Below are 19,159 nucleotides of genomic sequence, written 5' to 3'. Positions count from 1 at the left end.
TTAGCTATAACTAGAGAATTTTTCTGATAGGTATTGGCTTAAAATCTCAATTCCTTCATCAATTTCATCTTCAGTAATAATTAACGGAGGCAACATTCTTACTACTTGATCCGATGTTACTCCAATGGTAAGTAGACCACGGTGACTTAACTCATCAGCAAATTTTTGATTATCCACCTTAATTTTTATTCCTAACATTAACCCTTTGCCTCTCACCTCTTCTATAACTGAAAATTTATGAGCTAGATCTTTTAACTTATTTTTTAAGTACTTACCTCTCACTGCAACATTTTCTAGAAAACCAGGATTGAGCAATTCGTGTAGCATAGTATTCCCTATTGAGGTCGCCAATGGATTTCCACCAAAAGTGGAACCATGCATGCCTACTGCCATGTATTGAGCAGCTTTTTCAGTTGCAAGACAAACCCCCAATGGGAACCCTCCTCCTATCCCTTTTGCAAGAGCGCATATATCAGGTTTCACACCTACACATTCATATGCAAATAATTTCCCTGTTCTACCAGCACCGCACTGTACACAATCGAAGAATAGAAGTATATCATGCTCATCACATAAACTCCTTAATTCCTGCAAAAAGCTTGCACTCATTACATTTATACCACCTTGTCCTTGTATTGGCTCTATTAATATTGTACCAATGTCATTTAAAATTGCTTTCTTCACGCTTTCAATATCACGAGCCACATTATCACACCAGTCAATGCGAGGATTAAGTAACTTAGAAAATTTCCGTTGGTCATTTGTAGCACAAGTTAAAAAAGTTCTACCATGAAATGCTCCGTGAAATGTTAAAATTCTATGGCGATTTCTATTACTTTTTCCATTGTGATATGATCTTGCAATCTTCAGACCACACTCCACTGCTTCTGACCCAGAATTTGCAAAAAATACAGTGTCAGCAAAACTACTATTTATTAACTTAATTGCAAAATTGTTAGCAGTTGGTATATTATAGGTATTTGAGAGATGCCAAAATTTTTCTCCTTGTGTTTTTAAAGCATTAACTAGCTGTGGATTAGCGTGGCCAAGACTATTTACACCAATTCCAGAGTGAAAGTCTACATAACGATTATTATTAAAATCGTATAAATAAACACCTTTACCGTGAGAAAAATTTATATTAACTGGAGAATAAACTGGTAAGATAGGAGAAATTGTCATAAAAATATGATATTAAGTCTTAATTATCAATACCACAAAAGTAACCGTTGTACAATGAGGGGGGTATGTATAAACAAAGTAAATTGATATTTTCTTTACTAAAAAAGAACAAACATGTGAGAGTGCTTATGTTGCTCGCACTAATTTTTGTGCTTTTATCAAGTGTTATATATTGTAATTATTCGCTAAAAAATAGCTTTCTTTCATCTTATCACAATGCAAATGTAAATTTAAAAATTGCGCTGGAAAATAGCATAATTAAAAAGTACCAGCACCTATTAGTGGAAAGGTATCATGATCTATTAGTAGAACAACAGCACATGAAATACAGAAACCTTGACTATATCAATCAATTAGTAAAATTGCGTGCTGAATTATTGCAAATGGGCAAAGGGATAAAAGGTGTTGATTTAATATTATATGATCAGAATGGTAGAATAATATTCAGCAGTTTAGGTACGCAGGATTATCATTATGAACAATTACTGACTAACGATGAAATCGATGGCTTATTGAATAATCAAGAAATATCTTACACTATACAAGATACGTTGATTTCTATTTTTCCCATTTTCTATGAAAATAGCATTAAACCGTCATTTTTTCTTAAAGTTTTCCGAAAATATGATATTTCCTCTATCATAATATACGATCTACTTTTAACCTTCATAAGTTTATTATTAATAGTTTTAACATTAATAATGTATTATTTAAATATCTCCAATACTCGAGTGTTGGCTAAGCAACACAAAACTAACATTGAATTACAACAAGTAAAAGAAGCTTTAGAACAAGAAAGTGCAAACAAGCTAAAATTTTTCGCGAGCGTAACGCATGAATTACGCACCCCTCTTAATGCAATTATTGGATTTGCAGAGCTAATAAAAAATACAAGTTCTATAGATAATGCTCAATGTAGAGAATATGCGGATGACATATATAGTGCCGGCACGCACTTACTTAGTTTAATTAATGATGTATTAGATTTCTCAAAAGCAGAAGCGAGTAGTCTAAGAATAGAAAAAGTGAAATTCAACCTAAATAGAATAATAGACTCATGTTCCAACATGTTGTTGCCCAAGTTACAGGAGGCAGGAATTAGTTTAAAAAAAGAAATGCCTGATAAACAGTTGTTAATCACAGCGGACCCTAGAAGAATGAAACAAGTCATAATCAATCTATTGTCAAATGCAATTAAATTCACTCCAAAGAATGGTTTAATAAGAATGGTCATTAAGGATAATATAGAAGGAAATTTACTAACCATTGAGTTTTGCGACAATGGAATAGGAATAATGCAACAAGATATATATAAAGTCATGTCCGTCTTTGGTCAGGCAGATTCAGGTTACAGAAATGAAGGAACAGGTATCGGGTTACCACTAAGTAAAAAACTAGTGGAACTAATGGGTGGTACTTTTGACATTAGAAGTGAATCAAAGCTGGGTACTACAATAACATTAAATTTCTTTTACGAAGAACAAACGTGTGAAGACTCGATGGATTTTTAACAGCAGCTTTTTTAAGTATCTGCTTAAAAAAGGGGATGGGAAAACATCCCCTTTTTTACCTTATTGCAAGCTAGTTTCTTAAGAAACTCAAACTTTCGCCTGGCCTTTTGGTATCACTCCAATCACTCCTGCTATGTTAGCTAATGCTGTTTCCGCTGAACCATTTTGAATAAGAGGCTTATTATCATCACTACATAATAAGCAACCATCATCTCCCTTTTGGAATGCACCGAATGTGAATTCGCGCACTTCACTAAGTTGACTTGCTTGATTGTAGCTTTTCACTGCAAGCACACCAATTGTTGTCACTGCTGCAATTGCTAATAAACCAAATGTTATTGGATTAGTTGCTGCAAACGTAAATGCTGCAGCAAAACCACCACTTATAGCAGCGATAGTAGATGTAGTCAGTATTGCAGCTTTTACTCCAAGAGCTGGAAATGCCCAGTAAGCAGCTACAGATAATACTGCTGCAATCACAATACCAACACCTACTGCTGTTTTTACCTTGTTATCTTTTACATAATCCCAACTCTTGCCAGGAAATTCTTTTATTTTTTCCACATATGTATTTGCCATAATTTTACTCCTAAAATATCAAAAATTTATTAATGGTAGTATACAGCGAAAAGAAGATACATGTCAAATGTTAACTATTTTTTTAATATGATCTGATTCTATAATTCAGTGCTTCGGCAATGTGTTCTCTCTTTACTTGTTCACTTTTTGCAAGATCTGCAATAGTTCTTGCAACCTTTAATACCCGTGAGTAGCCTCTATTGGATATGTAGTGTTCTTTTAAAACATACTTTAAAAGCTCCAGTCCAGCTTGGTCAGGTTGAGCAAATTTATTAAACACCTCACCATCTATTTCTGCATTACAATGTACGTTAGAGCTATTATAACGCTCAGTTTGAATTTTTCTTGCTGCTATTACCCTTTGTCTTATGCTTTCAGTACTTTCTCCTTCTGCAGAAATTTCAGGAGAAAATATACTGACTCTTGGCATCTCAACACATATGTCTATTCTATCAAGTAGTGGTCCTGATATTTTATTTCTATAATCTGTACCGCACCTTGGAGCTTTGTGACATGACCTACTTGCATCACCTAAATGGCCACATCTACATGGATTCATAGCAGCTATAAGTTGAAAATTGGCTGGGTAAGTAACATGAGCATTTGCTCTAGCAATGGTAACTTGTTTATCCTCAAGTGGCTGACGTAAAGAGTCAAGAACAGATCTTGGAAATTCAGGCAATTCATCAAGAAATAAAACTCCGTTGTGTGCCATGGTAACCTCTCCAGGTTTTACACTTTTTCCACCTCCTATCATTGCCGGCATGGAACATGAGTGATGAGGTTCACGAAAAGGACGAACTATCTTAAACATTCTGTTATCAGCCCTTGTAACACTAGAAATAATACTAACACCTATCATCTCCGATTCACTTAAATCAGGTAAAATCCCCATAAAACGTTTAGCCAACATTGATTTTCCTGTGCCTGGAGGGCCAACAAGAAGCATATTGTGGCCTCCCGCTGCTGCAATTTCAGCTGCTCTTTTTGCAACAACTTGACCTTTTATATCTTTCATGTCGTAAGTTGATCTTTTTTCTTTAGGTGAGTCATTGTAATTAAAAATTATCGGTTGAATTAATTGCTCACCTTTAAAGTGTTTTATAATGTCAGTTAATTTCTCTATCGCAAGAATTGAGACACCCTTTATCCAGGCAGTCTCTATACCGTTTTCTCTTGGGCAAATTAACCCCTTTTCCTCTCGCTGAGCATGAATTGTTGCTGGTAATACTCCTGAAATTGGTATCACTCTTCCATCAAGAGCAAGCTCGCCCATAATAATATATTGGCAGACCTTTTCAACTGCTATAATATCCATGACAACAAGCAACCCTATGGCTATAGCTAAATCATAATGACTGCCTTCCTTCAACAAATCCGCGGGTGAGAGATTAACTGTAATCCTTTTTGGAGGCAATAGAAGGTTAATGGAATTTAATGCAGCCCTGACACGTTCTTTAGATTCTGCAACGGTTTTGTCTGGTAACCCTACAATGTTAAAAGCTGGTAACCCATTTGCCATGTGAATTTGTGCATTAACATTGACTGTATTGATTCCCTGAAGTGCCACAGTGTTTATGTTTGCTATCATGATGTATTATTAAATATTTAATATGATATATTAAATAAGTAGTAAAGTAAAGTGTGCTATAGTCTTTTTAAGATAAGTGATCTGATTTAATTTATAATAATAGAAATTAGATTTATTATGACATAAGAATTTCATTGAAAAATAATTTTTTTGTTATATAGATCTGTTATGCTATCTTTGGAAAATTAATTATGGTGCAAGATAAATATAGTTTAGGTTTAAGAATTATACATTGGTTAATGGCAATTTTTATCATAGGTATGCTTTGTTCAGGGTTCTATATGACAAGTTTACCTTTTAGTAATGAAATTAAATTTAGCATCTATGCTATCCACAAAGCTTGTGGAATTACTATTTTAGGACTGATTATAATACGTATATTTTTTCGCGTTTTTACTTATGTTCCACCATTTCCTGTAAACTTTTCACCACTTACAGTTAATGCAAGCAAAATGGTACATTTAGGTTTATACTTTTTGATGCTGTTAATGCCACTATCTGGTTATGTTATGTCTTCAGCTTCCGGTAAAGCAATCAAGTACTTTTTTCATATTCCTTTGCTCGTTAATGAAAACAGAGAGTTAGCTAATGCGGCTAATGAGTTACACTCAACGCTTGCATACTTTATAATACTTTTTATAATTTTACATATAGCTGGTGCTTTAAAGCATGTACTTATAGATAAGCAAAATATTCTGAAGCGTATTATATAGATCATATGGAAAAATTGAATGGCTTATGGAAGAAAGGAACTGACTTTCTCGGTAGTAAGTTTGCGATAATGGGTGGTGCTATGAGTTGGGTTTCAGAAAGAAATCTGGTGTCAGCCATCTCAAATGCTGGTGGTTTTGGCATAATTGCATGTGGTGCTATGTCTCCAGATTTATTAAAAAAAGAAATCATAGGCACACAAAATTTAACTAATAAGCCATTTGGTGTAAATCTGATTACCATGCATCCGCAGTTGAATGAGCTAATAGAAGTGTGCATCGAAACAAGGGTTAGTCATATAATACTTGCCGGTGGGTTACCAAAAAAATCTAGTATCGAGAAAATCAAAAATGCAGGGATAAAAATCCTGTGTTTTGCTTCCACATTAAGTCTTGCAAAAAGGCTAGTAAAAATGGGGGTGGATGCATTAATAATAGAAGGTATGGAAGCTGGGGGGCATATAGGTCCAGTGAGTACTTCTGTTCTTGCACAAGAGATATTACCTGATTTTAAAGATGAACAAGTGCCTATTTTTGTAGCAGGTGGAATCGGAAGAGGTGAAATGATAGTTAATTATCTTGAAATGGGAGCAAGTGGTTGTCAAGTAGGCACATTATTTGTTTGCACTAATGAATCTATAGCTCATAAAAATTTTAAAGAAGCATTTATCAAATCCAGCGCACGTGATGCAATTCCTTCTGTACAAATAAGTCATGATTTTCCTGTAATTCCAGTGCGAGCTATAGCAAATAAGGCAAGTGACGATTTTATTAAGCGTCAAAAGGAAGTTATAAATGAATATCAACTTAATAAGATATCAAAAGCAGATGGACAGCTTGAAATAGAAAAATTCTGGGCTGGAGCTCTAAGAAGAGCAGTAATTGAAGGAGATATTGAAACAGGGTCTCTTATGGCAGGTCAGAGTGTTGGTATGGTTGACGAAGAAAAACCAGTAAAAAAAGTAATTGTTACATTAATTCAGCAGGCAATAAATAGGGAGTGTTAAGTAAACCATACGCGTTAAGTTAAGGAAAAGAGAGGGGAAAGTTAATGAAGGAAAGGAAAAAATAGGGTATCACTTCTCTTAAATTTATTACATAAAACAAGAGAACTTATAGTGAAAACAAATGAAGATAAAGTAATAAAATTGCCATCAAAATCGAATTTCAAAATAGATCTATTGAAATCTTCTAATTTAAGTTATATTATTAACTTACTTTATAAAATCAAAAAGTATTGTGGCAAATAAGATAGGTTTTTTAGCAATTTTTGCATTAGTCATCAGCAGCCAAATTGGCTCTGGAATTTTTATGCTACCGATTAGCCTTGCTCCATATGGTACTTATAGCTTCATAAGTTGGGTGATATCAGGTTTAGGTGCTATATCTCTTGCTTTAGTTTTCGCTTTACTTTGTGCAAAATTTCCCGAGACAGGAGGTCCCCACATCTATGTTAAGCACGCTTTTGGCCCTACAGCAGCATTTTTTGTTGGTTGGACATATTGGGTGATCTCATGGGTTAGCTCAACAGCTGTAGTGGTTGCAAGTGTTGGCTATCTTACTCCACTTTTCTACGGTGATATTTCAAATCTACGGTTACTTTTAGAATTATTACTATTTGTAATTATTACATTAATAAATTTAAGGGGAGTTACTGCTGCTGGATCTGTTGAATTTGTATTAATGATTATTAAAATTACAGCATTGTTTTCAATTCCAATAATTGCTTTATTTCATTTTGATAGAGATAATTTTATTGTAAGCAGCGAAATATCGAGTCTTACAATCTCTCAGATTCTCGCTCGTTCCACGCTTCTTACTATGTGGTGTTTTATTGGGCTCGAATCAGCAACAGCCCCTGCTGGATCAGTAAATAATCCGGCTAAGACAATCCCTAGAGCTATAGTATTTGGTACAATCTGTGTTGCTATTATATATTTAATCAATAGCTTCGCAATTATGGGATTAATAAATGGCGATGAACTAGCTAACTCAAAAGCACCATATGTTGATGCAATAAAAATTATGTTTCCAGGTAATTGGCACCTGATTATTTCTGTTATTGCATTTATTGTTTGTGTTGGCAGTTTAAATGCATGGGTTTTAGCTAGTGGACAAGTTGCTCTAGGTCTTGCAGAAAATAAACTCATGCCGCAATTTTTTACTAAAAAAAATAGATACGACTCTCCTTTTTGGGGAATAGTAATCAGCTCACTTGGCACTTCAATCTTACTTATTTTTACATCAAGTGACAATTTTGCTAAACAAATAACATCAATTATTGATTTCTCTGTAATTTCATTTTTGTTCGTTTATTTGGCGTGTATCCTTGCTTTCCTGAAGTTCTTTATACAAGAAAAAAGCTGCTATAAGCTTCTAATTGGAGTAATAGCTACAATCTTTTGCTGTTGGATAGTATTTGAAACTCCTATCAAGACTTTATTGATAGCAAGTTTATTTACTGTTAGTGGTATACCAATTTATTTATTTTTATATCATAAATTACTGGTGAAGCTTGGAAAATAAAATCAGTACGGCCGGCTGGAGATGAGCCATTTTATAACTTATTTTATGGAAGTACCAACGCCCCACCATAACACTTTATCTTAAAAAGAGGCTTGAAGTTTAATATAGGAACTGCGTATCAAATATTCTTTCATCTAGCGAATAATCTTTGTTAAAAAACAAGGTTATTGTATTTTTATGATCCTTTTGTATTTTTACTTGAGATATATCATGAAGTTCCCTATAGTCTGATACCACAATTACTGGACGATTTTGCGCATTATCAATATTGAGCTGTATCACCTTATCATTTGATATTAAGGCTCCATTCCAGTGTCTTGGGTAATAGCTATTTATAGGCGTTAATGCAAGTAGATTTGAGTTTAATGGTAAAATTGGACCACTGGCAGAAAGATTATATGCAGTGCTACCTGTAGGGGTAGATAATATTATTCCATCTCCTCTTAGCTTTTCTATTTTTAACCTGTCATTAATTGTCACACTCATCTCAACTATTTGATTGGTTCTTCTAAAAACATATACTTCATTTACTGCCGTATGGTAGTGTTTTTTGTTATTTATATCTGTAGCTTCCATTTTTAGCAGGGTTAATTTAGTAGGAATAGCACATTTTATATGGTCAATTAGATCTTCATTCAAATTGTTCATCAAAAACCCGACATTACCGGTGTTTATCCCATATACATGTATATTTTTATTTTCTATAATGTAGTTATGCAAAGTACGTAGCATAAAACCATCACCACCAATTACTACAAGTATGTCGATATCAGGTTTATCTTCCTTTGCAATATCAATAAAATTATACTTCTGTAATAGCTTAGATACCTCCTGTGACCTTGATGACTCAGAAGCTACATAACCTATTCTGCACATGACCTTCTAAGAGAAAAGATCTTTGTATTTGTTATTAAATTTAGCAAGATTGCTATCTGCGCTTGTTGACCCACTTGTTAAACTTCCAGTCCATGCAGGATGAGTGTGAGGGTCTCTATCAAGTTTTATCTTATCACCTTCTTTCCCATAAGTAGAACGAGTTTCAAACTCTTCACCATTTGTCATAGTTATAATAATTTTGTGATAATCAATACTTTCCATTGTTGCTCATTAATCTTTGACCAATTAGTATATTAATTACTTTACTTCATTAAGTCAATTTTTTTATTATGCTTTAGGTGCACGACATCTCTGTGATCATGCATTAAAAAAACAATGAATTTTGTGAAAATATTGGCATAAAAATCCCTTACCTTCTATATTCTTTTGATTTTAGTGGGATAAAAACTTGCGGTAAAATGAATTTACGTAACTTTTTTATATAACTGATCTATTATATCAGCAAAATACTTGAGTTTCTTATATCCTTCATGTTTACATTCATCAGGCTCCATGCATTGCTTATTGTTGTTAAGCTTAATGAAAAATATTGGGCTAGCTGTGACACCAAGCTTATTAACTGCTAGTAATTTATTATTGACTATCTTATCCATTACCTCTTTGTCATCAATACATTGCTTGAACACATCTTGCTTTAAGTTACTTAGCGCAGCAACTTTTTGCAATAAAGTCAAATCACCTGCATCGGAGTAGTTCCATGAATCTATTGAGTTAAAAACAGCTTTGTTGAAATTAAAATAATCTTCTTGTTGTGTATAGCAGTAACTTAAAGTTGCAGCTTTTAGTGCTCGATAATCCAAAGGAAAATGCCTAAACACGTATAATACTTTACCTGTATCTATATACTTCTTTTTAATTTGAGGTAACACATCCTTATGAAAGAGGGAGCAATGATAGCAAGTTAATGAAGCATACTCTATCATGAGAATTGGTGCTTTCACATCACCTAAAAACTTGTCATCAGGCAATAGTGATAGTAATTCTTTTTCTTCAGCTTCCTTTTGGTCAGCAGCAGCATATGAACCTATACTCACAAAGAGTAACAAGAAAAATAACCGCAAAATCATGGAATATAAATACTTAATTCAATTAATAGTATTATGTACTTGAATCAGTATCAAGTCAAGATAACTTTTTCTTGCTCAGCTCTGTTCTTAAATGCGGTAATTATCTTACTTTGTGTATGTTTATATACTGAATTTAATAACATTGAAAATGCACTAGATTTAAACTTAAATTCTATATAAAATTTTACCATAGTTTGCTTTTCATCGATAGGAATAAATTGCCACTCATTATACAAATGCTTAAATATTCCATTCGATGATTCCACTCTTATCCATCCTTCATTTGTTTCATCAGGAGGTGTAGCTGTTACTTCCGATGTGTACTTCCCTTTGATCCCATAAAAAACTGCTAGTAGATCAACAATCATTTGATAATTGGCTTTTTCTTTTATATAAACTGCTTTACACCAAGGAACGAAATCTGGATACTTTTCAACATCAATAACTGTTTGAAATATCTTATGAGGTGCACAAAAAAAAATGCCTTGTTCTTGATACTTATGAAACATACCTTTAAAACAATTAAAATAGGGTCCATGTCTACCGTCAGCCTTAGCTTGTTCCTGAGACCTCAAATTAAGGTGGGCATCACGTGCCAATTTTAACAAAACTGGCAGAGGCAATTCCCTTGATGAAATATTATCGCTCGGGAAATTTGACTTAACTCATAACGCATAGCACAGACCCCCTATATTATAACTATTTGCATGAGATATGTCCATAAAATACATTGAAATTAATTGTCAAGTTAACTACTATTTAACCTTTATTGCATTGTAACCCTATGAAAGTTATCAGAACTTTAATTATTATTATTATAATTGCATCAAGTGCTTATGCCAATAGTACGAACCACAAAACTTTTGTTTATTCTCTAAAGCAGCAAGTGGATGATATACTAATGAGAAAAAACAAAAAAGATCGTCATAAAAAACTTCAAGAACTTATCCAAGACAATGTTGACTTAAAAAGGATATCACGATTTGTCATAGGAAAATATTGGGCTCTAACCACGGAAGAAAAAAGACAAGAATTTATCAAAGAACATGAAACATATTTTACGCGATTATGTATTAAACTCTTACACAATCATATGGGTGGTGGTGAAATGACGATAAGGGGTATCAAAGAAGTTGGTGATGGAGTTTGTATAGTAAATACCAGATTTTCTGATGATGAAAATGAAGGATTTACAAACATTGATTTTAAAATCATAGAAAATAAAAATTCTTTCTTAATTAGTGATATTATAGTTAGTGGAATGAGTATTACTATTAACCAACGTACTCAATTTAATGAAAAAATCGATACATATGGTATAACAAGTGTGATAGAGGAGCTAAAATATAATAATAATCTATGATATACATGCCTCATTGGCCTAAACCGATTAGAAGGCCGAGTGACTATTCTCTTAACCGTATAAAAAATCTCCTAAATAAGCTAGGTAATCCTGAAAAGGCAATGCCTCCGGTAGTTCATGTTGCTGGAACTAACGGTAAAGGTTCAACTTTAGCCTTCATAAGGTATATCATGCAAGCAGCAGGGTATAAAGTTCATGCGTACACTTCTCCGCACTTAATACATTTTAACGAGAGGATAGTAATTGCGGGTCACTGTATTGATGATAGTGAACTACACAGCTTGTTGGAAGAATGCCGCGTAGCAACTGCAGAGCAGCCCATTACTCTGTTTGAAGCTGCAACAATTACAGCCTTTCTCGCTTTTTCACGCAATAAAGCTGATATTACTTTAATGGAAGTAGGCATGGGAGGCAGGCTTGATGCAACAAATGTTATAGATAATCCTATTTTGACGATAATAACTTCTATTTCATTAGATCACACAGAATATCTTGGTTCTACTGTAGAGATTATAGCAGGTGAAAAAGCTGGAATAATGAAGCCTAATGTTCCTTGTGTGATAGCAGCACAAGAGAAATCTATAATGAATACACTCGAATTTCATGCGGCAAACAAAAAATCCCCCTTATACAGGGGAGATTTTGAGTGGAATTGCACTCGACAAGATAATAGAATGGTTTTTCAATCGGATCTTCAATCAATTAAGTTCCCTTTGCCATCACTTGCAGGCGATCACCAAATAGCCAACGCGGGCAATGCGATTGCAGCTTGTAGTATTTTAAGTGGAAGGTATGGATTTAATATTGGAGAAGAGGATATCTCTTCAGGTTTACAAAGTACTTACTGGCCTGCAAGATTAGAATGCATAAAGGGGAAAAATTTATTGCCAAAGGATTGGCAGTTGTTCTTAGATGGTGCGCATAATAATGATGGTGCTAATGTGTTATCTAAGTGGGTTGCAAATAACTTTGCTGATGGTATTTACATAATTTTTGGTGTTACCCGTAATAGAAATGTGGAAGAGTTTTTGCAGCACTTTAAACCATATATCAAGTTATTGTGTGCAGTTTGTGTCAAATCAGAACCCCATGCAGTAAATGCGAGTGTAATTAAAGAAAAAGCCAATAACATAGGAATAAAAGCTGTTGAGTGTGAATCCATAGGTGATGCTATATTAAATTATATATTAAAATCAACCAATAGACCTTTTTCAAAACCGATTTATGGTAAGAAATTTTTAGGAGAAGTGCAAGCGAGCCCCGCAGAATACTTAGATGTATTTGAGGAGCACAGCTCAGCTTCGACAACAAAATTGCCATTAGAAATTGAGTTTCGAAAGAGGTCTAATGAAGGCACAAGAACTATATTAATTTGTGGGTCATTATTTCTCGCGAGAGATCTTGCTATGGAACTCACAAAACTATAGTAATGATTTTGTTTCTTACCTGAGTGTGTAGAAACAGACTCTGATAAAATAAGCACAAATTAAATATACAGCTGAAGCAAGTATTATTGCTGGTCCAGTGAGTAAATCAAAGCCTGCAGATAAAATTAGTCCTGATACTCCAGAAATTACAGAAAAAACTGTTGCTATAAGAACCATCTGCATTGGAGTTTTTGAGATAAGCCTTGCAGATGCAGCTGGTATCAACAAAAATGCAGCTATCAGCAATATTCCTATCAATTGAGCAGAAATTGCTATGAATATAGCAAGGGTAACCAAGAACTCTAACCTAACTAAATTAATATTGATTTTTTCCACCATGGCAAAATCTTGATTAATTGAAATCATTAACCAATGATTCCACCTAAATACCACTATCAGAGTAACTACTATAGAGGTTAATAAAACCAGCATTATATCAGAGCAATTCAATGTCAATATATCGCCAAATAATGAATCAACAATACTGTTATTGCTTGATGGCAAGAAAGACATGAGTATTAAGCTTAATGATAAAACCACATTGGTTACAATGTTCAATATCGTATCAGCAGAGTATAGTTTATTGAAATTCAGGGAAAGTAATATAGCAAACATAATTGCAATAAGCATAATGCTTATTGGTAGGCTTACCTTGAACATTAAAGCTAGTGCGATACCAAGTAATGAAGAATGTGACAGGCTATCTCCTAAATATGACAGTCTTTGCCATATCATAAACGATCCTAGAGCACCAGTTACTAAGCTAATTGTAATTACTGCAATTAAACTATTAATGAAAAAGTCCTGTGTAAATATTTCAAACATACTATATTACTAAAAGATAAGTCACAACAAATCGACCTTCAGATATTAAAATATTATGAGTTCTGCATGCTGCATCAGTTGCCATAAATTCGAAATTCAAATTTTTTTGCCCCATGAGGTATAACTTGACAGATGGATTTGGTATGCTGCGTATTATACCGGTGCCTATTAACAATACTTCTACTTCTTCTGTTAAAAACTGTTCAAAATGTTCTTTATTGTTTATATCAATCTCACCTAACTCAATTACCTTTTCAGGAAAAACTATTATTGAGCTATAATATTCTCGATCGCTTACTAAAAATTTTCCTTTTTCATAACTATTTATAAGATTTTTGTTTTTAGCAACTAAAGGAGTTATGTCCATAAAATCAAACTATTAATTGGGTATCACATACCCACCACTCTGGATATCTTGCATTAATATTAGTTGCAGCAGCTTTCGCATTTTCCTCGTTATCAAATATCCCAAAACACGCTACACCACTGCCTGACATGCGTGCAAGCATACAGCCATTTTGTAACTCTAGTTGTGATATTATATCCTGAATTTCAGGAACTAAACTGATGGCTGTTTCTTGAAGGTCGTTTCTTGTGTTTTGAATAAATTTCAGCAAGTCCAGTTCATCGTTCCACTTAATTGGCTCAGAAAATTTTCCTTGGTATTTAGAGTATACTTCTGGTGTACTCAAGAACTTTCTTTTTGGTTTGATAAGCACCACATCAATTGGTAAGGAAAACTTCTGGATAGGATGCAATTCTTCACCAATGCCTGTAACAAAAACGGGCTTGCTGTCTATGCTTGCTGGAACATCAGCACCAACATTAAGAGCTATTTCATTTAAAATTGATCTATCAATTTCCCACAGTTTTCCTAGTGTGCGTATTACAGCTCCGGCATCTGAAGATCCGCTACCTAAACCTGAAGCTGTTGGTATATTCTTTACAACTCTGATCGAAACTTTTGTGTGACTTGGAGCATATCTAAGCAGCATATTCACTGCTTTCATTACAGTATTATAATAACTATTTATTCTGGATTCAGAATTTATGAACTTAACTTCAGAGTTGTCATACCTAAATTTTTTAGGACCTACCTTTATCTCTAAAAAATTAGCGAGATTAGCAAAAACGAATAAGCTTTCAACTGAGTGATATCCTGTTTCTTTTCTATCTATAATATGTAAAAAAAGATTAATCTTTGCATATGCTTTGACACAGAAACTTTTCATTATATTTCTTCACGAGAATTATTTCCACATTATACTTATGATGTTATTTCGGTCAACGTTTATAGCCTTTTATGAGAAAAAATGCTATCAATCCTAATATTTCTGTGTGGGTAAATGCATCTGCCGGTACAGGAAAAACTAAAATTCTGATAGATAGAGTACTAAGATTATTACTAGAACATAAAAAAAACATCCTCTGCTTAACATTCACTAACGCTGCAGCAGATGAGATGCAGAATCGTATTTACAACACACTTAGTAAGTGGGCAGTATGTTCAAACAGTGAGCTAGCAAAAGACTTAGAACAATTACTTAACGATAAATATCATCTCACTCAGGCAAGAAAACTTTTTTCCGAGCTAGAAAATCTCAATTTAACCATACAAACTATACACGCCTTCTGTTACAAATTGATTTCTAGCTTTCCTATAGAAGCGGGTATTCCTCCAAATTGCACACTGAGTGAGTGCAAAGAGTTACACTCCATAGTGTTTGATAAGGTGTTAAGTTATGAAGCTCTGCAAGATAATATTAATGCTATTGCAACTGAAGTTGATGAAAATGAATTGCGTGATTTACTTTATACTTTATGTGTCAAGAAAGCGGCTAGTGATTTAGAGCACCTAAGAGCTAAACTGAAAGCGCCAGATGAAATCTATGATTTACCAAGCGAAATACTTGAGCATATAAAAAGGCTAGCTGAAATATTAAGTGAAGGAAGTAAAAGGGATCAGAATTACAGTAGGGTACTGTATGATTGGTACAATAGTGCAAAAAATATAGAGAATATGGCTAAAGTATTCATCAAGCTGGAATCGCACGAAAAGAAAAACATATCATCAATTATCACTAAGAGTACATTAGAAAAATTTCCTGATGCAGAGCAAATGATAGAGAGTATTCAGGATATAGTGCTTTCATATGTGAGAGATATGGATTCTTACCAAATATTTAAAAGAACTAGTAATTTGCTCACTATATTCAAAGTGTATGCTGACTTTTATAACAGCGAAAAACTGAAAAATGCGCTACTTGACTATAATGACATAATAGATTTAGCTACAAATCTTCTCAGTGATCACAATTATAAAGATTGGGTGTTATTTAATCTGGACCAAAGAATAGACCATATTCTTGTCGATGAAGCACAAGACAATAGTGTTAACCAATGGAAAATCATTACTAACCTATGCGATGAATTTTTTGCTGGAGGTGATGAAAAAAGAACATTATTTGTTGTAGGCGATGTAAAGCAATCAATCTATAGATTTCAAGGTGCCAATCCCATTTTATTTAACTATATGCAAAAATATTTTCATGAAAAGACAAGAAATAAAGATTGGCTGTCGTGTCAACTTGAAAAATCATTTCGCTCAACTCCAGAAGTATTAATGTTTGTTGATAGATTATTCAATAACTTTTGTGAAGAAGTATCCTTTGGCAATAATGAAATAAAACACGTTCCACACAGAGAAAATGATCAAGGATACATAGAAATCTGGCCGTTATTACCTCAACATAAAGAGACGGATGCACAGCAAGCATTTCAAGTACATTTTAAAAGCGAAAGACATGATATAGCAGAACGGTCACTCGCTCAAACAATAGCTCATAGGATTTATAATTGGTTGAACAGTGGGCGTATTTTAGTGGCTAAAGATCGGCACATAGAGCCAGGAGATATAATGATCCTTGTACGGCAACGAAATGTGCTAGTTGATTATGTTATAAGCGAGCTCAAAAAAGCAAATATACCCGTTATAGGGCGAGATTACTTTAGAATAATGGATCATATAGTTATTCAAGATTTAATAGCTCTTGCTGAATTCTTGCTTCTTCCGGCAGATAATTTAGCTCTTGCCAACACTTTAAAGTCACCATTATTTAATTTCACTGAAGATGACTTGTTTAATATAGCGTACGATCGTAAGGAACAATCTCTATGGGAAAGATTACAGAACTATTCCGAAAGTATTTATCATGAATTAAATGACTTGATCAATCTATCTAAGAAAGAGTCTCCTCTGGCATTATTTACTCATGTACTTCAAACAGGTAAGAAAAAGTTTGCTGCAAGACTTGGACTTGAGTGTTTTGAAATCATAGATGAATTTATGAGTCTGTTGCTGCAATTTTGTTCTCCTTCTTTGCAAGCGTTTATGCAATGGATAAAACAAAATAATCCAGAAATTAAGAGTAATATACAATCAGATCGTAATGCTGTGAGAATCATGACAATTCATAAATCAAAAGGCCTGCAAGCACCAATAGTGTTTTTAATCGACACAAATACAGTGCCAAGAAACGATGAAAGTATAATTTTTGATGAAGTGCCATTTTGGTGCAGAAAAAATAATCACTCTTATTGTAACCAAATCAAAAAGGAGAAAAAAATTGAAGATTACAATGAATATTTACGTTTATTATATGTAGCGCTCACACGCGCCGAAGATGAGTTGTACATTGCAGGCAAGGAACCCATGCAAAAAAATTCTTGGTATGATCTAATCACTATGCATGGAGAGCCATATGAAAAAAAGCTGAGCAACCTATACCCCATGTTTAAGGATGAAGTGGAGGTGCTATGTATAAATTCAAATTACCCTGATATTTACAGAAAGCGTGACTATTTTGACGTTTCAGCAACTGCTCTGCCGCCAACTTTATCAACACATACGACCAAAAAAGAGACAACATCAACTACTCGAATAACAGATAGCTATGCAAGAGGGATAATCATTCACAGTATATTGCAATATATGCCTAAGATAGAAAAAGAAAGGAGAAAATTTTGGGTGAAAAAATATCTTGAAAATATCAACACAAATGACGATAAAGATGAAATTTATAATAAAATACTAGCATTTAATGAAAAATATGGCTATTTATTTGATCTAGAAGGCAAATCGGAAATTGCATTGAGTGGTACCGTTAATAACGAAGCCATTTTGGTACGTTTAGACAGGCTATGCATAACACAGGACAAGGTGATTATAGTGGATTACAAATCGCATCGCAGCACCTCTAACTCTCTGTTAGATGAAGTAGAAAAGCAAATGTTCACTTATAAAACTCTAGTACAAGAGAGGTATCCTAACAAAAAGGTAGAATGCTTAGTTATTTGGATAGAGGATCTACAAGAAAAGACATTGCAAAGCTAATCTTTTATGCAATATAATAAAGATTTTCTTCTTGTTCTTAAAGTAAATATGGAAAGTTTGAATGATGTAATATCCAGGGTTATTGGCTATGAATTTAAAGATAGTTTTGTGCTAAAAGAAGCATTAACTCATCCAAGTGTGAATCAAAGAAATAGCAAAAACCAAACTGTAAACTACGAGAGGTTAGAGTTCTTAGGTGATAGTATATTAAATATGATTATATCTGTCATGCTATTCAAATTATTTCCTGACGAAAAAGAAGGTGCTTTGGCAAGAAGAAAAACAGATTTAGTTTGTGGTCATACAATTGCTAGTATTGCTCAAGAGATCAAATTAGGTGATTTTATTATTATGAATAATGGTGAACGCTGCAATGGGGGTGAGTGTAACTTGAAGAATTTAGAGAATGCACTTGAAGCACTAATAGGTGCAATTTATATTGATGGTGGGTTTGAAAGTGTTGAAAAATTTATTACTAAATATTGGGAAGAGTTAGCTATAAAAACACTTAATCCACCGCAAGATCCTAAAACCCTATTGCAAGAATGGACTCAAAAAAACAAGCTATCTTTGCCAGAATATGAACTAATCGAACAAGATGGACCAGCCCATAAGCCTGAATTTACTATATCAGTTTATGTGGAAAATTACAGTAGAGTCTGCGCAAAAGCCTACAGTAAGAAAGTTGCTGAGCAAAAGGCTGCTGAATTAATGTTGGAAATAATCAATAGTATAGCATAGCATTTCCTAAACCAAATGATAGACTTCTGTAATGGCTTGACCAACAAGAAGAAAAAGGTCTTTTTGTTGTTGCATGCGAGGTTTAAGCCAACTTTTGATCGTATGCCAGCAGTGTTCAATTGGATTTAGGTCTCACTTTTACCCACAAATGGGAGTGTTAAATAAACTGTGTCAAACCACATTTTTAGCTCAACTCAATTTTCAATCTTCCAGGAAAGAAAATGTCAAGCTGAGATATGGCTACTGCCCAATCATGCACAGGCATCGTCCATTTTTCCTCTGCCTTCTTTATAGCACAATATACCAACTTATACAAGGCATTTATGCTGGTAAATGAGCCCTTGGTC

Annotated in this window: 18 protein-coding genes, 1 other RNA gene and 1 pseudogene; 8 read left to right on the top strand and 12 right to left on the bottom strand. The window is 33.8% G+C overall.

What is annotated here, in order from left to right; translation table 11 throughout:
• On the bottom strand, positions 1–1,182 hold the full coding sequence (locus tag IC220_RS00450; protein ID WP_188152649.1) for an aspartate aminotransferase family protein: 1,182 nt from the start codon (positions 1,180–1,182) through the stop codon (positions 1–3).
• 65 nt (positions 1,183–1,247) lie between these two features.
• On the opposite strand from IC220_RS00450, the gene IC220_RS00445 reads away from it, so the two are divergent.
• Entirely contained in the window at positions 1,248–2,693 is a 1,446-nt protein-coding gene (locus IC220_RS00445; RefSeq protein ID WP_188152648.1) for a sensor histidine kinase, read from the top strand.
• Between the two features lie 87 nt (positions 2,694–2,780).
• On the opposite strand, the gene IC220_RS00440 is transcribed toward IC220_RS00445, so the two are convergent.
• Together IC220_RS00440 and IC220_RS00435 are read right to left on the bottom strand one after the other, a co-directional pair.
• Positions 2,781–3,272, bottom strand: coding sequence for a hypothetical protein (locus tag IC220_RS00440; RefSeq protein WP_188152647.1), 492 nt, complete (start codon positions 3,270–3,272; stop codon positions 2,781–2,783).
• An 82-nt stretch (positions 3,273–3,354) separates the two neighbouring features.
• The gene (locus IC220_RS00435) at positions 3,355–4,863 is read right to left on the bottom strand and encodes a YifB family Mg chelatase-like AAA ATPase (RefSeq protein ID WP_188152646.1); all 1,509 of its coding nucleotides are present in this window, start codon (positions 4,861–4,863) and stop codon (positions 3,355–3,357) included.
• Positions 4,864–5,054: 191 nt separating this feature from the next.
• Here IC220_RS00435 and IC220_RS00430 point away from each other — a divergent pair, with 191 nt between their 5' ends.
• From IC220_RS00430 to IC220_RS00420, 3 genes are all read left to right on the top strand, one after another.
• Positions 5,055–5,576 (top strand): cytochrome b, encoded by a 522-nt coding sequence (locus IC220_RS00430; RefSeq protein WP_188152645.1) that lies wholly within the window; start codon positions 5,055–5,057, stop codon positions 5,574–5,576.
• Positions 5,577–5,581: 5 nt separating this feature from the next.
• Positions 5,582–6,580: an NAD(P)H-dependent flavin oxidoreductase gene (locus tag IC220_RS00425; RefSeq protein ID WP_188152644.1), complete on the top strand. Its 999-nt coding sequence runs from the start codon at positions 5,582–5,584 to the stop codon at positions 6,578–6,580.
• A 232-nt stretch (positions 6,581–6,812) separates the two neighbouring features.
• On the top strand, positions 6,813–8,099 hold the full coding sequence (locus tag IC220_RS00420) for an APC family permease (RefSeq protein WP_188152643.1): 1,287 nt from the start codon (positions 6,813–6,815) through the stop codon (positions 8,097–8,099).
• Positions 8,100–8,198: 99 nt separating this feature from the next.
• On the opposite strand, the gene IC220_RS00415 is transcribed toward IC220_RS00420, so the two are convergent.
• The 5 genes from IC220_RS00415 to ssrS all read right to left on the bottom strand — a co-directional run bounded on the left by IC220_RS00415 (position 8,199) and on the right by ssrS (position 10,752).
• Positions 8,199–8,975 carry an NAD kinase gene (locus tag IC220_RS00415; RefSeq protein ID WP_188152642.1) on the bottom strand — a complete coding sequence of 259 codons (777 nt, stop codon included), beginning with the start codon at positions 8,973–8,975 and terminating at the stop codon, positions 8,199–8,201.
• A gap of 6 nt (positions 8,976–8,981) precedes the next feature.
• Entirely contained in the window at positions 8,982–9,197 is a 216-nt protein-coding gene (gene rpmE, locus IC220_RS00410) for a 50S ribosomal protein L31 (RefSeq protein WP_188152641.1), read from the bottom strand.
• Positions 9,198–9,400: 203 nt separating this feature from the next.
• Entirely contained in the window at positions 9,401–10,063 is a 663-nt protein-coding gene (locus tag IC220_RS00405) for a thioredoxin domain-containing protein (protein WP_188152640.1), read from the bottom strand.
• A 50-nt stretch (positions 10,064–10,113) separates the two neighbouring features.
• Entirely contained in the window at positions 10,114–10,572 is a 459-nt protein-coding gene (locus IC220_RS00400) for a type II toxin-antitoxin system RatA family toxin (protein WP_188152639.1), read from the bottom strand.
• Positions 10,573–10,590: 18 nt separating this feature from the next.
• A non-coding RNA gene (gene ssrS / locus IC220_RS00395) (6S RNA) lies at positions 10,591–10,752 on the bottom strand.
• 212 nt (positions 10,753–10,964) lie between these two features.
• On the opposite strand from ssrS, the gene IC220_RS00390 reads away from it, so the two are divergent.
• Both IC220_RS00390 and IC220_RS00385 read left to right on the top strand, forming a co-directional pair.
• Positions 10,965–11,426, top strand: a complete 462-nt coding sequence (locus IC220_RS00390; RefSeq protein WP_369408740.1) for an MlaC/ttg2D family ABC transporter substrate-binding protein — start codon at positions 10,965–10,967, stop codon at positions 11,424–11,426.
• Positions 11,423–12,853: a bifunctional folylpolyglutamate synthase/dihydrofolate synthase gene (locus IC220_RS00385; RefSeq protein WP_188152637.1), complete on the top strand. Its 1,431-nt coding sequence runs from the start codon at positions 11,423–11,425 to the stop codon at positions 12,851–12,853. Before IC220_RS00390 ends, IC220_RS00385 begins: the two co-directional genes overlap by 4 nt.
• Before the next feature lie 15 nt (positions 12,854–12,868).
• Here IC220_RS00385 and IC220_RS00380 read toward each other — a convergent pair whose 3' ends face one another.
• Genes IC220_RS00380 through IC220_RS00370 form a run of 3 tightly spaced genes read right to left on the bottom strand, consistent with a single transcriptional unit; the run spans position 12,869 to position 14,910 of the window.
• Positions 12,869–13,678: a metal ABC transporter permease gene (locus IC220_RS00380; RefSeq protein ID WP_188152636.1), complete on the bottom strand. Its 810-nt coding sequence runs from the start codon at positions 13,676–13,678 to the stop codon at positions 12,869–12,871.
• 1 nt (position 13,679) lies between these two features.
• Positions 13,680–14,045, bottom strand: coding sequence for an Mth938-like domain-containing protein (locus IC220_RS00375; RefSeq protein ID WP_188152635.1), 366 nt, complete (start codon positions 14,043–14,045; stop codon positions 13,680–13,682).
• 4 nt (positions 14,046–14,049) lie between these two features.
• Positions 14,050–14,910 (bottom strand): 4-(cytidine 5'-diphospho)-2-C-methyl-D-erythritol kinase, encoded by an 861-nt coding sequence (locus IC220_RS00370; protein WP_188152634.1) that lies wholly within the window; start codon positions 14,908–14,910, stop codon positions 14,050–14,052.
• A 71-nt stretch (positions 14,911–14,981) separates the two neighbouring features.
• On the opposite strand from IC220_RS00370, the gene IC220_RS00365 reads away from it, so the two are divergent.
• Both IC220_RS00365 and rnc read left to right on the top strand, forming a co-directional pair.
• Complete coding sequence (locus IC220_RS00365) at positions 14,982–18,071, top strand: UvrD-helicase domain-containing protein (protein ID WP_188152633.1); 3,090 nt, start codon at positions 14,982–14,984, stop codon at positions 18,069–18,071.
• Between the two features lie 48 nt (positions 18,072–18,119).
• Positions 18,120–18,812 (top strand): ribonuclease III, encoded by a 693-nt coding sequence (gene rnc, locus IC220_RS00360; RefSeq protein WP_188152685.1) that lies wholly within the window; start codon positions 18,120–18,122, stop codon positions 18,810–18,812.
• Between the two features lie 184 nt (positions 18,813–18,996).
• Here the strand turns inward: rnc and IC220_RS00355 are convergent.
• Positions 18,997–19,159, bottom strand: a pseudogene (locus tag IC220_RS00355) (IS256 family transposase); the annotation flags it as partial.

The sequence above is a fragment of the Wolbachia endosymbiont of Pentalonia nigronervosa genome (genome assembly GCF_014534705.1).
Lineage (GTDB): Bacteria > Pseudomonadota > Alphaproteobacteria > Rickettsiales > Anaplasmataceae > Wolbachia.
Note: the sequence above shows the minus strand (reverse complement) of the source record. Positions and strands in the feature narration are given on the sequence as shown.

Bases quoted from the DNA above. Each gene is read 5' to 3' on its own strand.
- IC220_RS00405 (WP_188152640.1), bottom strand. From the start codon at position 10,063: ATGATTTTGCGGTTATTTTTCTTGTTACTCTTTGTGAGTATAGGTTCA.
- IC220_RS00415 (WP_188152642.1), bottom strand. From the start codon at position 8,975: ATGTGCAGAATAGGTTATGTAGCTTCTGAGTCATCAAGGTCACAGGAG.
- IC220_RS00425 (WP_188152644.1), top strand. From the start codon at position 5,582: ATGGAAAAATTGAATGGCTTATGGAAGAAAGGAACTGACTTTCTCGGT.
- IC220_RS00385 (WP_188152637.1), top strand. From the start codon at position 11,423: ATGATATACATGCCTCATTGGCCTAAACCGATTAGAAGGCCGAGTGAC.
- IC220_RS00370 (WP_188152634.1), bottom strand. From the start codon at position 14,910: ATGAAAAGTTTCTGTGTCAAAGCATATGCAAAGATTAATCTTTTTTTA.
- IC220_RS00435 (WP_188152646.1), bottom strand. From the start codon at position 4,863: ATGATAGCAAACATAAACACTGTGGCACTTCAGGGAATCAATACAGTC.
- IC220_RS00440 (WP_188152647.1), bottom strand. From the start codon at position 3,272: ATGGCAAATACATATGTGGAAAAAATAAAAGAATTTCCTGGCAAGAGT.
- rnc (WP_188152685.1), top strand. From the start codon at position 18,120: ATGGAAAGTTTGAATGATGTAATATCCAGGGTTATTGGCTATGAATTT.
- IC220_RS00375 (WP_188152635.1), bottom strand. From the start codon at position 14,045: ATGGACATAACTCCTTTAGTTGCTAAAAACAAAAATCTTATAAATAGT.
- IC220_RS00400 (WP_188152639.1), bottom strand. From the start codon at position 10,572: ATGTTTCATAAGTATCAAGAACAAGGCATTTTTTTTTGTGCACCTCAT.
- rpmE (WP_188152641.1), bottom strand. From the start codon at position 9,197: ATGGAAAGTATTGATTATCACAAAATTATTATAACTATGACAAATGGT.
- IC220_RS00430 (WP_188152645.1), top strand. From the start codon at position 5,055: ATGGTGCAAGATAAATATAGTTTAGGTTTAAGAATTATACATTGGTTA.
- IC220_RS00380 (WP_188152636.1), bottom strand. From the start codon at position 13,678: ATGTTTGAAATATTTACACAGGACTTTTTCATTAATAGTTTAATTGCA.
- IC220_RS00445 (WP_188152648.1), top strand. From the start codon at position 1,248: ATGTATAAACAAAGTAAATTGATATTTTCTTTACTAAAAAAGAACAAA.
- IC220_RS00390 (WP_369408740.1), top strand. From the start codon at position 10,965: ATGAGAAAAAACAAAAAAGATCGTCATAAAAAACTTCAAGAACTTATC.
- IC220_RS00450 (WP_188152649.1), bottom strand. From the start codon at position 1,182: ATGACAATTTCTCCTATCTTACCAGTTTATTCTCCAGTTAATATAAAT.
- IC220_RS00365 (WP_188152633.1), top strand. From the start codon at position 14,982: ATGAGAAAAAATGCTATCAATCCTAATATTTCTGTGTGGGTAAATGCA.